This is a genomic window from Massilia sp. PAMC28688, assembly GCF_019443445.1.
GTDB lineage: Bacteria > Pseudomonadota > Gammaproteobacteria > Burkholderiales > Burkholderiaceae_D > Telluria_A.
The window spans coordinates 3,808,715-3,827,284 of sequence record NZ_CP080378.1; the positions used below are offsets into that span (position 1 = coordinate 3,808,715).

Annotated in this window: 15 protein-coding genes; 10 read left to right on the top strand and 5 right to left on the bottom strand. The window is 64.9% G+C overall.

Annotation, left to right across the window (positions count from 1 at the left end; genetic code table 11):
- Positions 1-41: 41 nt before the first annotated feature.
- Complete coding sequence (locus KY495_RS17155; RefSeq protein WP_219880584.1) at positions 42-1,070, bottom strand: AraC family transcriptional regulator; 1,029 nt, start codon at positions 1,068-1,070, stop codon at positions 42-44.
- A 99-nt stretch (positions 1,071-1,169) separates the two neighbouring features.
- On the opposite strand from KY495_RS17155, the gene KY495_RS17160 reads away from it, so the two are divergent.
- From KY495_RS17160 to KY495_RS17170, 3 genes are read left to right on the top strand one after another with little or no spacing between them, the layout of a single operon-like run.
- Positions 1,170-2,765, top strand: a complete 1,596-nt coding sequence (locus tag KY495_RS17160) for an FAD-binding oxidoreductase (protein ID WP_219880585.1) — start codon at positions 1,170-1,172, stop codon at positions 2,763-2,765.
- The gene (locus tag KY495_RS17165) at positions 2,762-4,336 is read left to right on the top strand and encodes a glycerol-3-phosphate dehydrogenase/oxidase (RefSeq protein ID WP_219880586.1); all 1,575 of its coding nucleotides are present in this window, start codon (positions 2,762-2,764) and stop codon (positions 4,334-4,336) included. The genes KY495_RS17160 and KY495_RS17165 overlap by 4 nt, the downstream gene beginning before the upstream one ends.
- Positions 4,333-5,895, top strand: coding sequence for an FGGY-family carbohydrate kinase (locus KY495_RS17170; protein ID WP_219880587.1), 1,563 nt, complete (start codon positions 4,333-4,335; stop codon positions 5,893-5,895). The genes KY495_RS17165 and KY495_RS17170 overlap by 4 nt, the downstream gene beginning before the upstream one ends.
- Before the next feature lie 33 nt (positions 5,896-5,928).
- On the opposite strand, the gene KY495_RS17175 is transcribed toward KY495_RS17170, so the two are convergent.
- The 3 genes from KY495_RS17175 to KY495_RS17185 all read right to left on the bottom strand — a co-directional run bounded on the left by KY495_RS17175 (position 5,929) and on the right by KY495_RS17185 (position 8,786).
- The gene (locus KY495_RS17175; RefSeq protein WP_219880588.1) at positions 5,929-7,122 is read right to left on the bottom strand and encodes a PLP-dependent aminotransferase family protein; all 1,194 of its coding nucleotides are present in this window, start codon (positions 7,120-7,122) and stop codon (positions 5,929-5,931) included.
- Between the two features lie 106 nt (positions 7,123-7,228).
- A complete protein-coding gene (locus tag KY495_RS17180; protein WP_219880589.1) occupies positions 7,229-7,690 on the bottom strand; it encodes a RidA family protein in 462 nt (153 codons plus the stop codon).
- Positions 7,691-7,817: 127 nt separating this feature from the next.
- Positions 7,818-8,786 (bottom strand): threonine dehydratase, encoded by a 969-nt coding sequence (locus KY495_RS17185; RefSeq protein WP_219880590.1) that lies wholly within the window; start codon positions 8,784-8,786, stop codon positions 7,818-7,820.
- A gap of 97 nt (positions 8,787-8,883) precedes the next feature.
- On the opposite strand from KY495_RS17185, the gene KY495_RS17190 reads away from it, so the two are divergent.
- The 3 genes from KY495_RS17190 to htpG all read left to right on the top strand — a co-directional run bounded on the left by KY495_RS17190 (position 8,884) and on the right by htpG (position 14,002).
- Positions 8,884-10,338 carry a PLP-dependent aminotransferase family protein gene (locus KY495_RS17190; protein ID WP_219880591.1) on the top strand — a complete coding sequence of 485 codons (1,455 nt, stop codon included), beginning with the start codon at positions 8,884-8,886 and terminating at the stop codon, positions 10,336-10,338.
- Positions 10,339-10,663: 325 nt separating this feature from the next.
- On the top strand, positions 10,664-11,863 hold the full coding sequence (locus KY495_RS17195) for a S8 family peptidase (RefSeq protein WP_219880592.1): 1,200 nt from the start codon (positions 10,664-10,666) through the stop codon (positions 11,861-11,863).
- 216 nt (positions 11,864-12,079) lie between these two features.
- A complete protein-coding gene (gene htpG / locus KY495_RS17200) occupies positions 12,080-14,002 on the top strand; it encodes a molecular chaperone HtpG (RefSeq protein ID WP_219880593.1) in 1,923 nt (640 codons plus the stop codon).
- A gap of 61 nt (positions 14,003-14,063) precedes the next feature.
- On the opposite strand, the gene KY495_RS17205 is transcribed toward htpG, so the two are convergent.
- On the bottom strand, positions 14,064-14,624 hold the full coding sequence (locus KY495_RS17205; RefSeq protein WP_219880594.1) for an alpha/beta hydrolase: 561 nt from the start codon (positions 14,622-14,624) through the stop codon (positions 14,064-14,066).
- 207 nt (positions 14,625-14,831) lie between these two features.
- Between KY495_RS17205 and KY495_RS17210 the strand changes: the two genes are divergently transcribed.
- From KY495_RS17210 to KY495_RS17225, 4 genes are read left to right on the top strand one after another with little or no spacing between them, the layout of a single operon-like run.
- Entirely contained in the window at positions 14,832-15,224 is a 393-nt protein-coding gene (locus KY495_RS17210) for a response regulator transcription factor (RefSeq protein ID WP_219880595.1), read from the top strand.
- Positions 15,221-15,991, top strand: coding sequence for a YaiO family outer membrane beta-barrel protein (locus KY495_RS17215; RefSeq protein WP_219880596.1), 771 nt, complete (start codon positions 15,221-15,223; stop codon positions 15,989-15,991). Before KY495_RS17210 ends, KY495_RS17215 begins: the two co-directional genes overlap by 4 nt.
- Entirely contained in the window at positions 15,969-17,024 is a 1,056-nt protein-coding gene (locus tag KY495_RS17220; protein WP_219880597.1) for a HEAT repeat domain-containing protein, read from the top strand. Before KY495_RS17215 ends, KY495_RS17220 begins: the two co-directional genes overlap by 23 nt.
- A complete protein-coding gene (locus KY495_RS17225; protein WP_219880598.1) occupies positions 17,021-18,430 on the top strand; it encodes a glycosyltransferase family 2 protein in 1,410 nt (469 codons plus the stop codon). Before KY495_RS17220 ends, KY495_RS17225 begins: the two co-directional genes overlap by 4 nt.
- The last annotated feature ends 140 nt before the right edge of the window (positions 18,431-18,570 follow it).

Below are 18,570 nucleotides of genomic sequence, written 5' to 3' on the forward strand. Positions count from 1 at the left end.
AGGTTGTCAGGTCGCGGTTCAGGGCACGGGATTGAATCTCATTATAGGCGACATTGGGCGCCTTCGCGCCAGGCGCCCGGGTTCACCCCGGCCCACTCCTTGAACGCATGGGTGAAGGCGCTTTGCTCCTGGTAGCCGAGCAAAAACGAGATGTCCACCAGCGACAGGCTGTCCTGGCGCAGGTAGTCGGTGGCCAGGGCAAAACGGGCCTGGTCCAGCACTTGCTGAAAGCTCGCTCCCGCTTCATTGAGCTTGCGCTGCAGGGTGCGCGGCGACAGGTTCAGTTCTTCGGCAATCGAGGACAGGCGCACCCGGTCGTGGGCCAGGTTTTTGATGATGGCTGCGTGGACCTGGGCGGCGATGCCCTGGTCGCTGCGGCTGCGCTCCTGCAGCAGCGTTTCGGCATGCTGCTGCAGCACCGGGTACAGGCCCACGTCGGCATTGGGCACCGGCCAGGAAAGCAGCTGGGCATGGAAGTGGACGGCGTTGACCGGCTCGCCGAACAGGGGCAGGTCGCCGAAGATGCGCAGGTATTCCTCGCTGCCTGCGTCGCGCGCATGCATGAACTGGATGCGCGAGGACGGCAGGGCCACGCCGGCCAGCCAGGTGGAAAAGACGCGGATGCCCGCGTACACGCTCTCGACCAGGTGGCGGCTCGCGCCCGGGTAGTTGGAAATCCACTGGTACTGCGCCTCGTCCCCGTCCACCACCAGGGCCGAGCGTCCCAGGTCGTGGGCCAGCTGCTCGTAGCGCATGGTTTGCTGCAGGACCTGGCCAAAGTCGCGGCACGACAGCAGGATCAGGCCATACACGCTGTAGGTGCCCAGCTTGACCCGTTCGCCCACGTGCAGGCCGAAGTGCGGGTCGCCGGCCAGCTCGGCGCCCACGGCCAAAAGACGCACGTAATCGGTGGCGGCCAGCGAATCGGGCAGGGTGCCCTGGGCCAGGGCCGGCACCGCGGCGGCGGCGGCCAGCTGCGCGGCATTGACCCCGCGCGCCTGCGCCGCTTCCAGCAAAGGCTGGAGATAGGAGCCGGTCACACGGCGCGTGTCAGTGCGAAGCGCTGGCATGTTTAAGCAAAGATGTTGTCATAAAAGCGCAATACAGAGAGGCGTCCCGGCGGTAACCTTCCCGCCATGGTAACAGGTCAAGTATAACGGGAAAATTTGATGAGACGGTGGAACGGTTGGGGGGACGATGGCATCGATTTTGCCCTGAATGACGAGGCGCTGGCCTTTTTGCAGCAGCGGATCGGCTCTGGCATTACCAGCAGCGACGCCACCCACGCCCAGGCCTGCGCCCAGCTCAAACACACACGGCTGCCGTGGCACCCGCTGGTGAGCGTGGCCCCCTCCGTGCGCCTGGCCAGTGCGCTGGGACAGAGCCTGCCGGACTGGCTGCGCATGCGCCACGGCCGCATCGATACCGCGCCCGACGGCGTGGCCTTTCCTGAAAGCGCGGACCAGGTGTGCGAGCTGCTTGCCTACGCGCGCGCCAATGGCGCGCTGGTGATCCCGTGCGGCGGGGCCACCAGCGTGGCCGGCCATCTCACGGTGCCGCAGGGCCAGGCCCCGGTCTTGAGCATCAACATGACGCGCATGCGGGCCATGCTCAACCTCGATGTACAAGCGCAGCTGGCCACGTTTGAAGCGGGCGTGCTGGGGCCGGACCTGGAAGCGCAGCTGCGCGCGCACGGTTTCACGCTGGGCCACTTTCCGCAGTCGTTTGAGTATTCGACCCTGGGCGGCTGGGTGGTGACGCGCTCGTCCGGCCAGCAGTCGCTGCGCTACGGGCGCATCGAGCAGCTGTTCGCGGGCGGCCGGGTTGAAACCCCTTCCGGGCGCCTGGAGCTGCCCACCTTTCCCGCCTCCGCCGCCGGCATTGATCTGCGCGAGATGGTGCTCGGTTCCGAAGGGCGCCTGGGCATTCTGACCGAGGCCACGGTGCGCATTTCGCCGCTGCCGGAACAGGAAGCGTTTCACGCCGTATTCTTCCCGAACTGGGAAGCCGCGGTGCAGGCCACGCGCGCCATCGCCCAGGCGCGCCTGCCGCTGTCAATGCTGCGCCTGTCCAATGCCGTGGAAACGGTGACGATGCTGACGCTGGCCGGACACAAACGCCTGATCGGCATGCTGGAAGGCTGGCTGCGCCTGCGCGGCTGCGGCGAGGGGAAATGCATGCTGATGGTGGGCGCCAGTGGCAGCAAGGCGGCCGTGCGCGCGGCCATTGCCGGCGCGCTGGCGCTCGCGCGCGCGCAGCGGGGCATCCACGTGGGACGCAAGATGGGCGAAAAATGGAAGCAGAACCGGTTTCGCAATGTCTACCTGCGCAACACGGCGTGGGAGCACGGCTACGCCATCGATACCGTGGAAACGGCGGTTGACTGGCCTGGCGTGACGGCCATGATGCACGCGGTGGAGGATGCTGCGACCCAGGCCATGGCTGCGCGCGGCGAGCGCCTGCATGTCTACACCCACCTGTCGCACCTGTATGCGCAGGGCGCCAGCGTGTACACCACCTTTGTGTACCGCTTGAGCGGCAGCTTTGATGGCGACCTGGCGCGCTGGCGCGCACTCAAGGGCGCGGTGTCGGAAGCGATTGTGGCCAACGGCGGCACCATCAGCCACCAGCACGGCGTGGGCAGCGACCATGCGCCTTACCTGGAGGCGGAAAAAGGCGCGCTCGGGATGGGCGCCATGGATGCGCTGTTCCGCCATTTTGACGCCGAGCAGCGCATGAACCCGGGCAAGCTGGTGGCCGCATGAACGGCGGCTGGGCGCGCGGCTGGCGTGCCGGCATCCCGGCGCTGGCCGAACGCGAATGGGACCTGCTCATCATCGGCGGCGGCATTACCGGCGCCGGCATCCTGCTGGAAGCGGCGCGCCGGGGCCTGCGGGCGGTGCTGGTGGAGCAGCGCGATTTTGCCTGGGGCACCTCCTCGCGTTCTTCCAAACTGGTGCATGGCGGCCTGCGCTACCTGAAACAGGGGCGCTTCGGGCTCACGCGCGAATCGGTCCGCGAACGCAATGCCCTGATGCGCGAAGCATGCGGCCTGGTGGAGCCGCAAAGCTTTGCCTTTGGCGACTACCACGGCGCCAGGCCCGGGCGCCGCATGTTCCTGCTGGGGCTTGCCATCTACGACCTGCTCTCGGGACGGCGCGAGCGGCATTACAGCAGCGTCACTGATTTTCTGATGCTGGCGCCGAACGTGGGACGCGCCGGCCTGCAAGGCGGCATGTCGTACACCGACGCCAAGACCGATGACGCGCGCCTGGTGCTGCGCGTGCTGCAGGAGGCGCGCAGCCATGGCGGCGTGGCTGTCAACTACATGGCGGCCCGCACCCTGATCAGGGAGGGCGAACGGGTGGTGGGGGCGCGTCTCGAGGACGGCATCGACGGCGCTGCGATCGATATCCGCGCGCAGGTGGTGGTCAGCGCCACCGGCGCGTGGGCCGACCAGCTGCGCGGCCAGACCGGCGCCGGCAAGAAGATCCGCCCCCTGCGCGGCAGCCACCTGATTTTTCCTGCCTGGCGCCTGCCGCTGGCGCAGGCGGTAAGCCTGATGCATCCGGCCGACGGGCGCCCCGTGTTTGCCTATCCGTGGGAAGGCGTCACGCTGGTGGGCACCACCGATGTCGACCACAGTGCTTCGCTGGCCACGGAAGCGGCCATCACGCGCGCCGAAGTGGACTACCTGATGCTGGCGCTGGAGTGCCAGTTCCCGCAGCAGGGACTGGGCGACGGCGACATCCTGGCCACGTTCGCCGGGGTGCGGCCGGTGATCGACAGCGGCCAGGCGGATCCGTCCAAGGAAGGGCGCGACCATGCGGTGTGGATGGACCAGGGGCTGCTGACCGTCACCGGGGGCAAGCTGACCACCTTCCGCGTGATTGCGCTCGACGCGCTGCGCCACGCCAGGTCGCAGCTGCCGCACTGGCGCGACGACCTGGCCCCGTGCCCCGTGTTCGCGCCCAGCCCCTGGCACAGCATGCGCGTGCGCGGGACGCAGCGCCAGCGCCTGGAAGGACGCCATGGCGCGGCGGCAGCGGCACTGGTGGCCGCGGCACTGCCGGGCGAGCTGGAACCGATTCCCGGCACCCAGACCCTGTGGGCCGAACTGCGCTGGGCCGCGCGCTGCGAAGCGGTGATGCACCTGGAAGACCTGCTGCTCAGGCGCACGCGCCTTGGCCTGCAGCTGCGCGGCGGGGGCGTGGACCTGCTGCCGCGCATCCGCGCCACCTGCCAGGGCGAACTTGGATGGAGCGATGCGCAGTGGGAGACCAGCCAGGCCGCCTATCTGGCATTATGGAATGCAAACTACAGCCTGCCGACATGACCCACAAGACCATCCTCTCCATCGACAACGGCACCCAGAGCGTGCGCGCGATCTTGTTCGACCTGCAGGGGAACATCGTGGCCAAGTCGCAGGTGCATCTGCAGGCGTATTTTTCGGACCAGCCGGGATGGGCCGAGCATGATGCCCAAGGCTACTGGCATGCCGTGTGCCGCGCGTGCCAGGGCCTGTGGCAGGAGAGCGGCGCCGACGTGACCAGCGTACAGGGCGTGGCCGTCACCACGCAGCGCGGAACGGTGGTCAACCTGGACGCCGATGGCAAGCCGCTGCGCCCGGCCATCACCTGGCTTGACCAGCGCCGCACCGACACCGTGCCGCCGGTCAGCCGCTGGTGGGCGCTGGCGTTTCGCATCGCCCGCGTCAAGGCGACGGTGGACTACTTCCGGGGCGAGGCCGAGATCAACTGGATCAAGGTCCACCAGCCGGACATCTGGGCGCGCACCGACAAGTTCCTGCTGCTGTCGGGCTACCTCAACTACCAGCTGTGCGGCCGCTTTGCCGACTCCACCGGTTCGCAAGTGGCCTACATGCCCTTCGATTACCGGCGCCAGCGCTGGGCCAGGAAAAGCGACTGGCGCTGGCAGGCGCTGGCGGTGCTGCCGCACATGCTGCCGGAACTGGTGGCGCCGGGCGCGCGCATCGGCGTCATTCATGCCGCGGCGGCCGCCGCGACCGGCATCCCGGAGGGTACGCCGCTGATGGCGGCCGCCGCCGACAAGGCGTGCGAAGTCATCGGCGCCGGCTGCCAGGAGCCGCATGTGGGGTGCCTGAGCTATGGCACCACGGCCACCGTCAACACCACCACCACGCGCTACGTGGAGGTGACGCCCTTCATCCCGCCGTATCCCGCCGCCATTCCCCATGCCTACAGCACGGAAGTGCAGATCTTTCGCGGCTACTGGATGGTGAACTGGTTCAAGGAGCAGTTCGGGCACCCGGAGCAGGCGCGCGCGCTGGCCGAGGACATCGCGCCCGAAAGGCTGTTTGACGACCTGGTGGAGGCCGTGCCGGCCGGTTCCATGGGCCTGATGCTTCAGCCTTACTGGACGCCCGGGATCCGGGTGCCGGGGCCGGAAGCGAAGGGCGCGATCATCGGGTTTGGCGATGTCCACACGCGCGCCCACGTGTACCGGGCGATCCTGGAAGGACTGGCTTACGCCCTGCGCGAGGGCAAGGAGCGCATTGAACGGCGCAGCGGGGTGGCAATCACGGAACTGCGGGTGTCAGGGGGCGGCTCGCAGAGCGACGCGGCCATGCAGCTGACGGCCGACATCTTTGGCCTGCCCACGGCGCGGCCGCACATCTATGAAACCTCGGGACTGGGCGCGGCCATTGACGCGGCGGTGGGACTGGGCCTGTATCCGGACTTTGCCACGGCCATTGGCGCCATGACGCGGGTGGGCAAGGTGTTCTATCCGATTGCAGCCAACCAGGCCATGTACGACCAGCTCTATCGCAGGGTGTACCGCAAGATGTATGCGCGATTGCAGCCAATGTACGGGGAAATTGCGGAAATCACGGGCTACCCGCAGCAGCGCTGACAGCCGCGGGCACTGGCCCGCGGCAGGGCGCAATTACAGCTGGGCGGCGATCAGCCTGGCCAGGATGCCGACGCCTTCGCGGATGCGCTCGGGCGGCACGGTGACGAACGACAGGCGCAGGGTATTGGTTTCCGGCTCGTTGGCGTAGAACGGCGAGCCTGGCACGAACGCCACCTTCGCCGCGATGGCCTGGTCAAGCAGCTTCATGGCATCGATATGCTTGGGCAGGGTGACCCAGATGAACATGCCGCCTTCAGGCCGGGTCCAGGTGACGCCGGCCGGGAACGATTCGGCCATGGCGTCGAGCATGACCTGGCACTGGTTGGCGTACAGGGCGCGGATCTTGGGGATGTGCTGCTCGAGGAAGCCATCCTTGACCACGTCGTACACCACCATCTGGGTCAGCTGCGCCGTGTGCAGGTCGGCGGCCTGCTTGGCCAGCTCCAGGCGGCGCACCAGCGGCAGCGGGGCGACCACATAGCCAAGGCGGATGCCGGGGGTCAGCACCTTGGAGAAGGAACCCATGTAGATCACGCCATCCGGATTCATGTTGAGCATCTTGGGGAAGGGCTCGCCCTTGTAGCTCAGGGCGCCATACGGATCGTCCTCGATGAGGGGAATGCCAAGGCGGGCGCAGGTCTCGACCAGTTCGCGGCGCCGTTCGATGGACAGGCTGCGGCCGGTCGGGTTCTGGAAGTTGGGCAGGGCGTACAGCATGCGCGCGCCTTCGGCCACGGCCTCGATGGACGAGGGCACCAGGCCATCATCGTCGGTGGCAACGGACTTGAATTCGGGGCGGTAGACGGAAAACGCCTGCAGGGCACCCAGGTAGCTCGGGGTTTCCACCAGCACGCGGCTGCCTTCGTCAATCAAGACCTTGCCGATCAGGTCAAGCGCCTGCTGCGAGCCGGAGGTCATCAGGACCTGTTCCGGCAAAATCTTGCACGTGTCGGTGGACAGCGAATTGGCAATCCATTCGCGCAGCAGCGGGTAGCCGTCGGTGGGGCCGTATTGCAGGGCGACCTTGCCGTTTTCGGACAGGACCTTGTCAAAGGCGGCCTTCATGTGCTCGACCGGGAAGGTGGCAGGCGAAGGCAGGCCGCCGGCAAAGGAAATGATTTCCGGACGCTGCGTGATTTTCAGGATTTCACGAATGAACGAGCTTTGCAGCTGGCTGGCGCGTTCCGAAAAACGCCATTCGATCAGTTTTGGATTGTCAATTTTCATGCTGTTCTCACAGGGAAGGGGCCGAAGCATACCCGGCCATTATAGAGGACGCTGGATAAGCGCCCTGATGTGAGCGGCGCCGGGTAAGCGCCGCCCGGATCGGTCATCAGGCCAGCTCGGCCACCATTTCAATTTCAATGCAGGCGCCCAGCGGATTTTGCATCACGCCAAAGGCGGCGCGGGCGTGCTTGCCGGCATCACCAAACACTTCGCCGAGCAGGCTCGACGCGCCGTTGGTGACGATGTGCTGCTCGGTAAATTCCGGCGTGGAATTGACCAGGCTGGTGAGCTTGACGATGCGCTTGACACGGGCAAGGTCGCCGCCGCAGGCTTCCTGCAGGGTGCCGAGCAAGTCGATGACGACGGCGCGCGCGGCCTGCTGGCCTTGTTCGGTGGTGACATTGGCGCCCAGCTTGCCGGCGATGACGCTGCCATCGGCATTCTTGGAAATGTGGCCGGACAGGAACACGAGGTTGCCGCTCTGAACGTACATGACATAGGCGCCAACCGGTGCGGCCGGCGCTTTGAGGGTGATATCGAGCGCTTTGATTTTTTCGTAAACGGACATGGGACTCTCAAGGTTTGTGGGTAGACAAGCTGGCATTGTACGTCGGTCGCGGCGGCACTGCCAGCCGCAGCCGCAGGGCGGCGCCTGGCGCCGGCAACGCCCGGGGCCGGCAACATGGTGATCCGGTTCACGGCCCCAGCAAAATCTGTCCAAACACGCTGGCGTCCACATTGCCACCGGTCAGCGGCAGTCCCAGCCTGCGCTGGCCCAGGGTGCCGGCCTCGCTGAGCTGCATGGCCGCCGCCACTGCCGCCGCGCCGGCCCCTTCTGCCAGGTTGTGCGTGGCGCGATAGATAAGGCGCATGGCACGGGCCACTTCATCGTCGGTCACGGCCAGCACATCATCGGCGTAGGCGAGGATGGCCGGGAGCGAGGCAGGATCGGGCTGGCGGCAGGCCAGGCCGTCGGCCAGCACGGTGCTCACGGGCGCCTCCACGCTGTGGCCGGCGCGAAACGCGCGCTGGTAGGCGGGGGCATGGTGCGACACCACGCCCACGATTTTCACCCTGGAGCGCAGAGCCTGGCGGGCGGCAATGGCGGCGCAGATGCCCGAGCCCTGGCCTATGGGTACCAGCAGCAGATCGAGGTCGGGCTGGGCGCGCAGCAGTTCCAGGTAGCCGGAAGCGACGCCGGCCACCAGGTCCGGGTGCCAGGATGGCACCATGTGCCAGCCTTCGCTGGCGGCCACTTGCTGCGCATGCTGGCGGCACGCCTGGAAGTCGTGACCGACTTCGGTCAGGCGCGCGCCCAGGCTGCGCATGGCCGCGTTCTTCTCCACACTGTTGCCGAAGGGGACGAAGATGCGCGCCTCCAGGCCGTGGCGGCGGGCTGCAAATGCCACCGACTGTCCATGGTTGCCGCGGGTGGCCGCCACCACGGTGCGCACGCCCGGTTCGCGCGCGGCCAGGCGCTGCAGGTAGACCAGGCCCCCGCGTGCCTTGAAGGCCCCCAGCGGCGTGTGGTTTTCGTGCTTGAGCCAGGCTTCGGTGCCCAGCGCCGCATTGAGCAGGGGCCAGCTGTACTGGGGCGTGGGCGGCATGGCGGCATACACGGTGGCGGCGGCGGCATCGAGTTCGGCAAGGTCGGGCAGGTACATGGGGCGCTTTCAGGGAACAGTCGGTGTATCCTAGACTTAAAAACAAGTACAGTCCAAGTACACTTTTCCAACTACTTTCATTTACTGTAGCGGTGACATGACCAATACACACCCGGCCCACGCCCTGGCGCCCTGGCTCTCGCGTGATTCAGGGGAAACCCTGATTGACCAGATTGTCCGGTCGGTGGCCGCCCGCATCGACGACAAGCTGCTGCGCGCCGGCGCCCGCATGCCGTCGATCCGCCGCTTTGCCGCCAGCCATGGGGTGTCCCCGTTCACGGTCGTGGCCAGCTACGACAAGCTGGTGGCCATGGGCTATGTGGAGTCGCGCCGCGGCGCCGGCTTCTTTGTGCGCGAGCGTTCGCCCTTAAATACCGGGCAGCGCTCGGCGCCGGGGGAGAACGAGGCGGCAAGCGAAGCGCACCAGCCGCTGGACGTGGTCTGGCTGATTCGCAACATGTTCCGCGCCACGGCAGAGCAGCGCTCGCCCGGTTCCGGTGTGCTGCCGGCCGCCTGGCTCGATGCGCCGCTGGTGGCCAATGCCTTGCGCGCCGTCACGCGCCAGGGTGCGGCGCCCTTGCTCAGCTATGGCACGCCGCAGGGCTTGCCGGCGCTGCGCCAGCAGTTGCAGCGCAAGCTCGCGGAACTGGAAATTGCGGCCGATCCCGCGCAGATCGTGACCACGGTGGGCGTGACGCAGGCGCTGGACCTGGTGGCGCGCGAATTCACGCGCCCGGGCGACACGGTATTTGTGGACGACCCCGCGTGGTTCCTCATGTTCGGCTCCTTTGCCGCGCTGGGGCTGAAAGTGGTGGGCATTCCCCGTCTGGCAGACGGCCCGGATATCGCGCACCTGGCCGCCATGGCGCAGCTGCACCGGCCCAAGCTGTATGTGATCAATTCCGTGCTGCACAACCCCAGTTCCACGTCGCTGTCGGCGGCCAAGGCATTCCAGGTGCTGCGCCTGGCCGGCCAGCACGGCTTTGCCATCGTGGAAGACGATATCTATTGCGACCTGCACCCGGGCAGCGCGGTCCAGCCGGCCACGCGGCTGGCCGCGCTGGACCAGCTCAGCCACGTGATTTACCTGGGCGGCTTTTCCAAGGTGCTCGCGCCCAGCCTGCGGGTGGGCTTTATTGCCACCTCGCGCGACTGGGCGCAGCGCCTGTGCGACCGCAAGATGCTGACCACCCTCACCACCAGCGAAATCGGGGAGCGGGTGGTGCACAAGATCCTGTCCGAAGGGCTGTACCGCAAGCATGCCGACCGGCTGCGTACCCGCCTCGATGCAGTGCGGGCGCGCACCGTGCGCCAGATGGAACAGGCCGGCCTCAGGGTGGGACAGGCGCCGCCGGCCGGCATGTTCCTGTGGGCCGATGCCGGGGTGGACACCAATGTGCTGGCCGAGCGGGCCATGGGACAGGGCTTGCTGCTGGCGCCGGGCAGCCTGTTTTCACCGAGCCAGCTGCCGTCAAGCTTCATGCGCATGAATGTGGCGGCGATGCAGGAGCCAGCCGTGTGGGAATTTTTGCGCCAGGAGCTGGGGCACTGAAGCCGTTGCCTTGCAATAACATCCCTCAACGCCCATAAACATCGCGTATTGACTGGTATCGCCCGATGGCATTTCCGTGTTCCGGATCTGGCCAGGGGCGCCCGATGCTATCACCGTTTGTCGGTCACACGAGCTGATCTATACAAGTCTTTCAACAGTTTACGGAACAAACAACAAAAGTTGTCTATTTTTGTGAATAAATTGATTCTTGAAAATTTTCAAATACACTCGCTTCACTTGCCGGCCCACCAGGCTGGCAAGAAATTGTACGCAGGCCAAAAGAGACTTGCGGCAAATTGGAAACTATCATTTCTTGGAGAAATACATGATGCAAAGTACCTCGATCGCCAAGGCGGTCAAGCTGTTGGTTGCCACCGTTGCAGTTGGTGTCATGGGCAGTGCCGCAGCAGCAGAAGGCACCACCCGCGTGATCGTCAAGTTCAAGGATGGCCACGGTAACGCCAGCATGAAGTCCGCCGTCAGCGCCATGAAGGGCACGGTCAAGCATGAAATCTTTGGCATGAATGCCATGGCCATTGAAGTGCCGCAGCAGGCGCTCAAGGGCTTGAAGAACAATCCGAATGTGGAATACGTGGAAGAAGACCACAAGCGCTATCCGTCCGCGCTGACCAGCCCGTCGACCGGCAACCCCTACCTGCTTGGCCAGGCCGTACCGTACGGCATCAAGCTGGTCCAGGCTGACCTGCTGCCCGACACCAACGCCGGCAATCGCAGGGTGTGCATCATCGACTCGGGCATCGACCGCGCCCATCCAGACCTCAACGGCAACAGCGCCAACATGACGGGCGTCTACGATTCGGGCACCGGCAACTGGTATACCGACCAGAATTCGCACGGCACCCATGTGGCAGGCACCATCGCCGCTGTCAACAACAGCAATGTGGGCGTGGTGGGTGTGAACAGCAACCGCCGCCTGAAGCTGCACATCGTCAAGGTGTTCGGCGCAAACGGCTGGGCCTATTCGTCGACCCTGGCCTCGGCGGCCAACCAGTGCGCATCGTACGGTGCCAATGTGATTTCGATGTCGCTGGGCGGCCCGTCGTACAACTCGACCGAAAACAGCACCTTTGCCAACCTGGCTTCGCGCGGCATTCTCAATATCGCTGCCGCGGGCAATGCCGGCAATACGGCGATCTCCTATCCTGCCGGCTACACCAGCGTGATGAGCGTGGGCGCCGTGAACGAATACAAGCAGTGGGCGTCGTTCTCCCAGTACAACAGCAAGGTGGAAATCGCTGGCCCGGGCGTGGGCGTGCGCTCGACGGTACCGGGCGGCGGGTATGCCAACTTCGACGGCACCTCGATGGCAACCCCGCACGTGGCAGGCGTGGCGGCGCTGGTCTGGAGCTACTTCCCGACCTGCACCGGTGCGCAGATCCGTACCTCGCTCGGCAAGAGCGCCCAGGATCTGGGTACGGCCGGCCGCGACACCAGGTATGGCTTTGGCCTGGTGCAGGCGCGCGCTGCCTATGACCGCATCCGCAACTATGGCTGCGGCGTGTAAGGTCTGTTAGAGGGGCGGCGCCTGCGGCGCCCCTTGGCCGCTCCAGGGGTCCCCTCGCTTGCGCGAGCGGACCCCTGTCTCGTATGGGCATCGAACATGTTTTCGAGAATGCCCGTTCCCTGTGATGAAAAATGCATGCGAACATCTTGAAATCGGCGGGGGGCGGCCGCATATCGCCTCCATCCGTTCAACCTGTCTCATACGAGGACTTACAATATGGCTGTTGCCGAAAAAGAAACTCTTGGTTTTCAAGCAGAAGTGAAGCAGTTGCTACAACTGATGATCCATTCCTTGTATTCCAACAAGGAAATTTTCCTGCGCGAGTTGATTTCCAATGCATCCGATGCGGCCGACAAGCTGCGGTTCGAGGCGATCAACAACGATGCGCTGTACGGCAATGATCACGAACTGAAAATCAAGGTCTCCTTCGACAAGGAAGCAAAGACCATCACCATTTCCGACAATGGCATCGGGATGAACCGCGAAGAAGTCATTTCGCACCTGGGCACTATTGCCAAGTCGGGCACCAAGGAATTTTTCGGCAAGCTCTCGGGCGACCAGCAGGCTGACGCCGCGCTGATCGGCCAGTTTGGCGTGGGTTTTTATTCGGGCTTCATCGTGGCCGACCGCATCACCGTGGAAACGCGCCGCGCGGGCGCGGCAGCCGATGAGGCGGTGCGCTGGGAGTCGGGCGGCGAGGGTGACTACAGCGTCGAAGCGATCGAGAAGGTCAACCGCGGCACCGACGTGATCCTGCACCTGCGCGAAGGCGAAGAAGAACTGCTGTCGGGCTGGAAGCTCAAGTCCATCATCCGCAAGTATTCGGATCATATTTCGCTGCCCATCGTGATGCAGAAGGAAGAGTGGGACGAAGAGAAAAAGGCAACCGTCGCCAAGGATGAGGTCGAGACCATCAACCAGGCCAGCGCCCTGTGGGCGCGCGCCAAGTCCGACGTCACGCCGGAGCAGTACGCTGAATTCTACAAGCATGTGTCGCACGACTTCCAGGCGCCGCTGACCTACACCCATAACCGGGTGGAAGGGCGCAGCGAATACACCCAGCTGCTGTACGTGCCGGCCCATGCCCCGTTCGACCTGTGGGACCGCAACAAGCGCGGCGGCATCAAGCTGTACGTCAAGCGCGTGTTCATCATGGACGACGCCGAGCAGCTGATGCCGGCCTACCTGCGCTTCATCAAGGGCGTGATCGACTCGAACGACCTGCCGCTGAACGTGTCGCGCGAAATCCTGCAGGAGTCGCGCGACGTCAAGGTGATCCGCGAAGGCTCGACCAAGCGCGTGCTGGGCATGCTGGAAGAGCTGGCCAACGCCGAGGAGCAGGAAAAGAAGGACAAGTACGCCACGTTCTGGAAAGAGTTCGGCCAGGTGCTCAAGGAAGGCATTGGCGAAGACGCGACCAACAAGGACCGCATCGCCAAGCTGCTGCGCTTTGCTTCCACCAGCGGCGAGAACGAAGAGCAGGGCACTTCGCTGGCAGACTACATCGGGCGCATGAAGGAAGGCCAGGAAAAGATTTATTACGTGGCCGGCGAAACCTTTGCCGCGGCCAAGAACAGCCCGCACCTTGAAATCTTCCGCAAGAAGGGCGTGGAAGTGCTGATCATGACTGACCGCGTGGACGAGTGGATGCTGTCATTTTTGACCGAGTTCGAGGGCAAGGAGCTGGTATCGGTGGCCAAGGGTGGACTGGACCTGGGCAAGCTGGAAGACGAAGCGGAGAAGAAGGAACACGAAGAGACCGAAACGGCCTATAAGGAACTGGTCGAGCGCATGAAGGCGGCGCTGGGCGAGAAGGCCAAGGATGTGCGCGTCACGTTCCGCCTGACCGATTCGCCGGCCTGCCTGGTGGCGGACGAAAACGAGTTGTCGGGCAACCTGCTGCGCATGCTCAAGGCAGCTGGCCAGAATGCGCCTGACTCCAAGCCGATTTTGGAAATTAATCCCAACCACCCGCTGGTGACGCGCCTGAAGTACGAAAGTGCCGACAGCGCCCAGTTTGGCGACTGGTCGCATATCCTGTTCGATCAGGCATTGCTGGCCGAAGGCGGGTCGCTGGCCGATCCGGCCACCTTCGTCAGGCGTCTCAACGACATGCTGCTCGCCTCGAGCGCCAGGTAATTCCGGCACCTGCAGGGCTGACAGGAGGGGGCCGCGCGGCCCCCTTTTCACGTGCGGCGGGTCAGTCCCGCCCGGGCCCGTGGCCGAGATGCCGGCAGAATGCTTCGAGCAGCTGGTAGCCCTGGTCCCACTGTCCAAGGCCGCTGTCGCCGTTGACATGGCCCTGGCGGCCGATGTCGGTAAAGGCACTGCCCCAGGCATCGGCAAACTGGCGCGCCCGCGCCGCATCGACAAACGGGTCGTCGGCGCTGGCCACGACATGGGTCGGGAAGGGCAGGCGCTCCATGGGGATGGGGGTGAAGCCATTCTTGTCGACCGGGTAGGAGGCGGCCGCCACATCGGCCGGCGCCACCAGGAAGGCACCGGCGACCTGCAGCTGCGAGCCCGAGCTGGCCCAGTGCGCCACGGTGATGCAGCCAAGGCTGTGCGCCACCAGCAGGGGCGGACCCTCGCAGCGGGCGATGGCAGCGTCAAGTTCGGCCACCCATTCGGCGCGTTCGGGATTGTTCCAGTCGCGATGCGCCACCCGCACCCATTCGGGGTGGCGCTGTTCCCACAGGCTTTGCCAGTGCTGGGGGCCCGAATTCCACAGCCCCGGTACGGTCAATACATTGCACTCCATCTGTTCTCCTGATTGCTGCCAAGTTGTTGGCCCATTCTACGGCCTCTCGAATATTTGAGCCGCCGGGGATTAATTTTGAATCCACAAACGTTTTCTATTCGTAAATGGAGACTTGGAGTTGGCGAAACGTCACTTTCTGCGCACTAAAGACTTTGCATTTATAATCTTTTTCATAAAAATTGTGCTTTTCATTAAGCTTTTGCACCCATGACCGACGCCGCCAGAACGCGTTCCATCCTCATCGTTGAAGACGACGAGAACATTGCCGAGCTGCTTAAGTTCCTGATGGAGCGCCAGGGCTACGAGGTGCACCTGCGCACCGATGGCCACACGGCCCGCACGTTCGTGGAAACGGGAACGGCATTGCCGTGCCTGGTCCTGCTCGACGTGATGCTGCCGTTTATCGATGGCTTTGAACTGGTCAAGCTGATACGTCGGCGCGAAGGCTGGGGCGCGGTGCCGATTGTGATGTTGACTGCCAAGACCATGGAAGCCGACATCGTGCGGGCGCTCGATGCGGGTGCGAATGACTACATCGTCAAGCCCTTTCAACCCAATGAATTGATGGCGCGTGTACGGCGCTATCTGAAAGCAGCATGATGCGAACTTTTCTTGCGGCAGCCGCCGCCTTGTCATTATCTTTGTCCGCGCTGGCGGGCGAGCCGGGGCGCGGCACCGGCGGCAGTACCACCGTGGGCGTCGGCCTCTCCGGTGAAACCCTGGGTGACGGTGTATCGGACTGGAGCGAGCGCTCGGTGCGCGTGCGGCGCGACTTCGAGCGGCGCAAGCTGGTGGAAGCGGGGGTGGCCAGTACGCGCCGCTTTGGCCTGTCGGACCGCCAGGTCAACGGCACCGCCGTGTGGCCCATGGGTGAACGGTTCACCGGCAGCGTGGACGCGTCCTACAGCGGGACCCATCGTATCCTGCCGCGCCATGCCGTTGGCGCGGCCCTGCAGTATGAATTCAGGCCGGCCTGGCTGGTGCGCGGCGGGGCCCGGACCACGCGCTACGCCGAAGCGCGCGTCAACCAGGCATCGCTGGCGCTGGAACACTACTTCAGCGACTACGGCATGACCGTGTCCTGGCTGCCGACGCATGTTTTCGGCGTGACCGCGCACAGTTACGCGCTCCAGGGCGCGTGGTACTACGGTGACCGCGACGCGGTCAGCCTGACCCTGGCGACGGGCCGCGAAGCGAGCACGATCGAGCGCGGCATCGTGGTGCTGGGAAAGGTGGAATCGCTCGGTATAGGCGGGCGCCACGTGCTCTCGCCGGCCTGGTCGGCCAACTACGGCATCAGCTACACGCGCCAGGCCGGCCTGTATACCCGCAAAGGATTGAGTATTGGCCTGGCTTACACATACTGATCCCTTCCTGCGCGCTGCGCTGTGGATCGGGCTGGCGGCGACCGGCCTGATCGCGCTGCTGATACTGCAGATTGCCCTCCTGCGCCTGCGCCTGCTGTCGCGCCGGCGGCGCAGCGCGCAGGTGGTGGCACGCTGGCGGCCCGTGGTCAATGCGGTGCTCTCCGGTGAACGTCCACGCGATCTGCCCGGGCTGGAGCGCGCCGAGGAGGCCGATTTTTTCAAGCTATGGCTGCACTTCCAGGCCAGCCTGCGCGGCGAGGCGCGCGCTGCGCTCAACTGGCTGGCCACGGACTTGGGCTGCGAACAGATCGCACTGCGCCTGCTGGCGCGGGGCGATCGCGGCGAGCGCCTGCTGGCAATCCTGGTGCTGGGTCACCTGGGCCGCGCGGGAGCCGGGCTGCGGCTGCAGGAAACGGCCTTGTCTAGCGACCGGCTGCTGGCGGTCCACGCCTCGCTGGCGCTGGTGCAGATCGATCCTGCGCTGGCAGCGGCATCGATGGCGCCGGGACTGGTGCACAACCCGGCATGGCCCGTGCGCGAAGTGGTGACGGTGCTGCAGGGAGCGCGCGAACAGTGCGCGTCGGTCATGCATGCGTTGTTGGCGCGCTGCGACGCCAGCGCTTTGCCGCGCCTGCTGCAGGTAATGGAAGGCTTGCGCGTCGCGGTGCCGGGCAAGGACCTGCAACGGCTGCTGGCGCATGAGTCGGTGGAAGTGCAGATTGCAGTGCTGCGCATGGTGTCGGAACCCGCCGCGCGCGAGCCGGTGCTGTCGATGCTGGGCCACCAGGACTGGCGCGTGCGCATGCATGCGGCCAAGGCGCTGGGCCGGGTCGGGAGGCGCGAAGATGTGGCGGCGCTCACGCAGCTGCTGTCTGACCGTGAATGGTGGGTGCGCTACCGAAGTGCCCAGGTGATTGCGGGCCTGCCGTTTGTGCAGCCGGACGACATGCGCCAATTGGCGCAGGCCGCGACCGACCGCTTTGCCGGCGACATGCTGCGCCAGGTCATGGCGGAAGGCGCGATGGCCGCATGAATAACAGCCTCATCGTCGATGTCGTTACCTGGTTTGTCTTCGCTTATTTCATTGTTCTGAATGGCGGCTACCTGACGCTTAATCTGCTGTCGATCCTGTCGCTGCGCCGCAGTGAGCACAGGCGGGTGCTTGACGAACTGCCGCAGGCCTATTCGGCGCTTGAAATCCCGATCAGCATCCTGGTACCTGCTTATAACGAGGCCGAGACCATTGCCGCCTCGGTGCGTTCGCTGCTGCAGCTGTCGTATTCGGAATTCGAGATCGTGGTCATCAACGATGGCTCCAGGGATGGCACGCTTGACGCACTGAAGGCGGAATTTTCGCTGCAGGCGTTCCCGGAAGCGCTGCGGGTGCAGATTCCGACGCAGGCGGTCAAGGCGGTGTACCAGTCGGCCGATTACCCCAATCTGCGCGTGATCGACAAGCACAATGGCGGCAAGGCCGATGCGCTGAACGCCGGTGTGAATGCGTCGCGCTATCCGCTGTTTTGCGGAGTCGATGCCGATTCTATCCTGCAGCGTGACAGCCTCCAGCGCGTGGTGCGCCCCTTCCTGGACGACAGTACCATGGTGGCCTCGGGCGGTACCATTCGCATTGCCAATGGCTGCCAGGTGACAGGCGGCTACCTGACCCAGGTGGGCCTGCCGTCCAATCCCTGGGCGCTGTTCCAGGTCGTGGAGTACCTGCGCGCGTTTCTGTTCGGACGCCTGGGCTGGTCGGCCATTTCGGGGATGCTGATCATCTCCGGCGCCTTTGGCCTGTTCCGCAAGGACGTGGTGGTCATGCTGGGCGGGTACCGGCCCAATACCATTGGCGAGGATATGGAGCTGGTGGTGCGCATGCATCGCGTGCTGCGCGCGAGGAAGCAGCCCTACAAGATCGAGTTCGTGGCCGATCCGGTTTGCTGGACCGAGGCGCCGGAAGACCGCCACGTGCTCCGTGCGCAGCGGGTGCGCTGGCAGCGCGGGCTGTCGGAAAGCCTGACCTCCAACTGGGGGCTCATGTTCAGCCGCAATGGCGGCGTGCCGGGGTGGGTGGCGTTTCCGTTCATGGTGCTGTTCGAGTGGCTGGGGCCCATCGTGGAACTGGGGGGCTACATCTTCATGGTGTTCGCGGTCTGGTTTGGACTGGTGTCGTGGGATGCGTTTGCGCTCTTTTTGTTTGTGGCCATCGGGCTGGGGATTTTGCTGTCGGTGTCGGGGTTGCTGCTCGAAGAGATGTCGTTTCATATTTATCCGAGCGGGCGCCATCTGCTGCGCCTTGGCGTGGCCGTGGTGCTGGAAAACTTTGGCTATCGCCAGCTCAATAGCTGGTGGCGGCTGGTGGGCCTGTACAAATGGGCTGCGCAGACTGAATCAACATGGGGCACCATGACGCGCAAGGGAAGCTGGCAGAACAGGCAGTAGTTGCTGGCGGTAGCGGGGTGCGGGCAACTGGCGGGGGACGCCTTGCTGGCCGCGTTTGGCCGCTAACCACTGGCTGCCACTGGCTGCGAACCACTGGCTGGGAACAGCTGCCGCGAACAGCTGACTCGAGCACAGCCCGC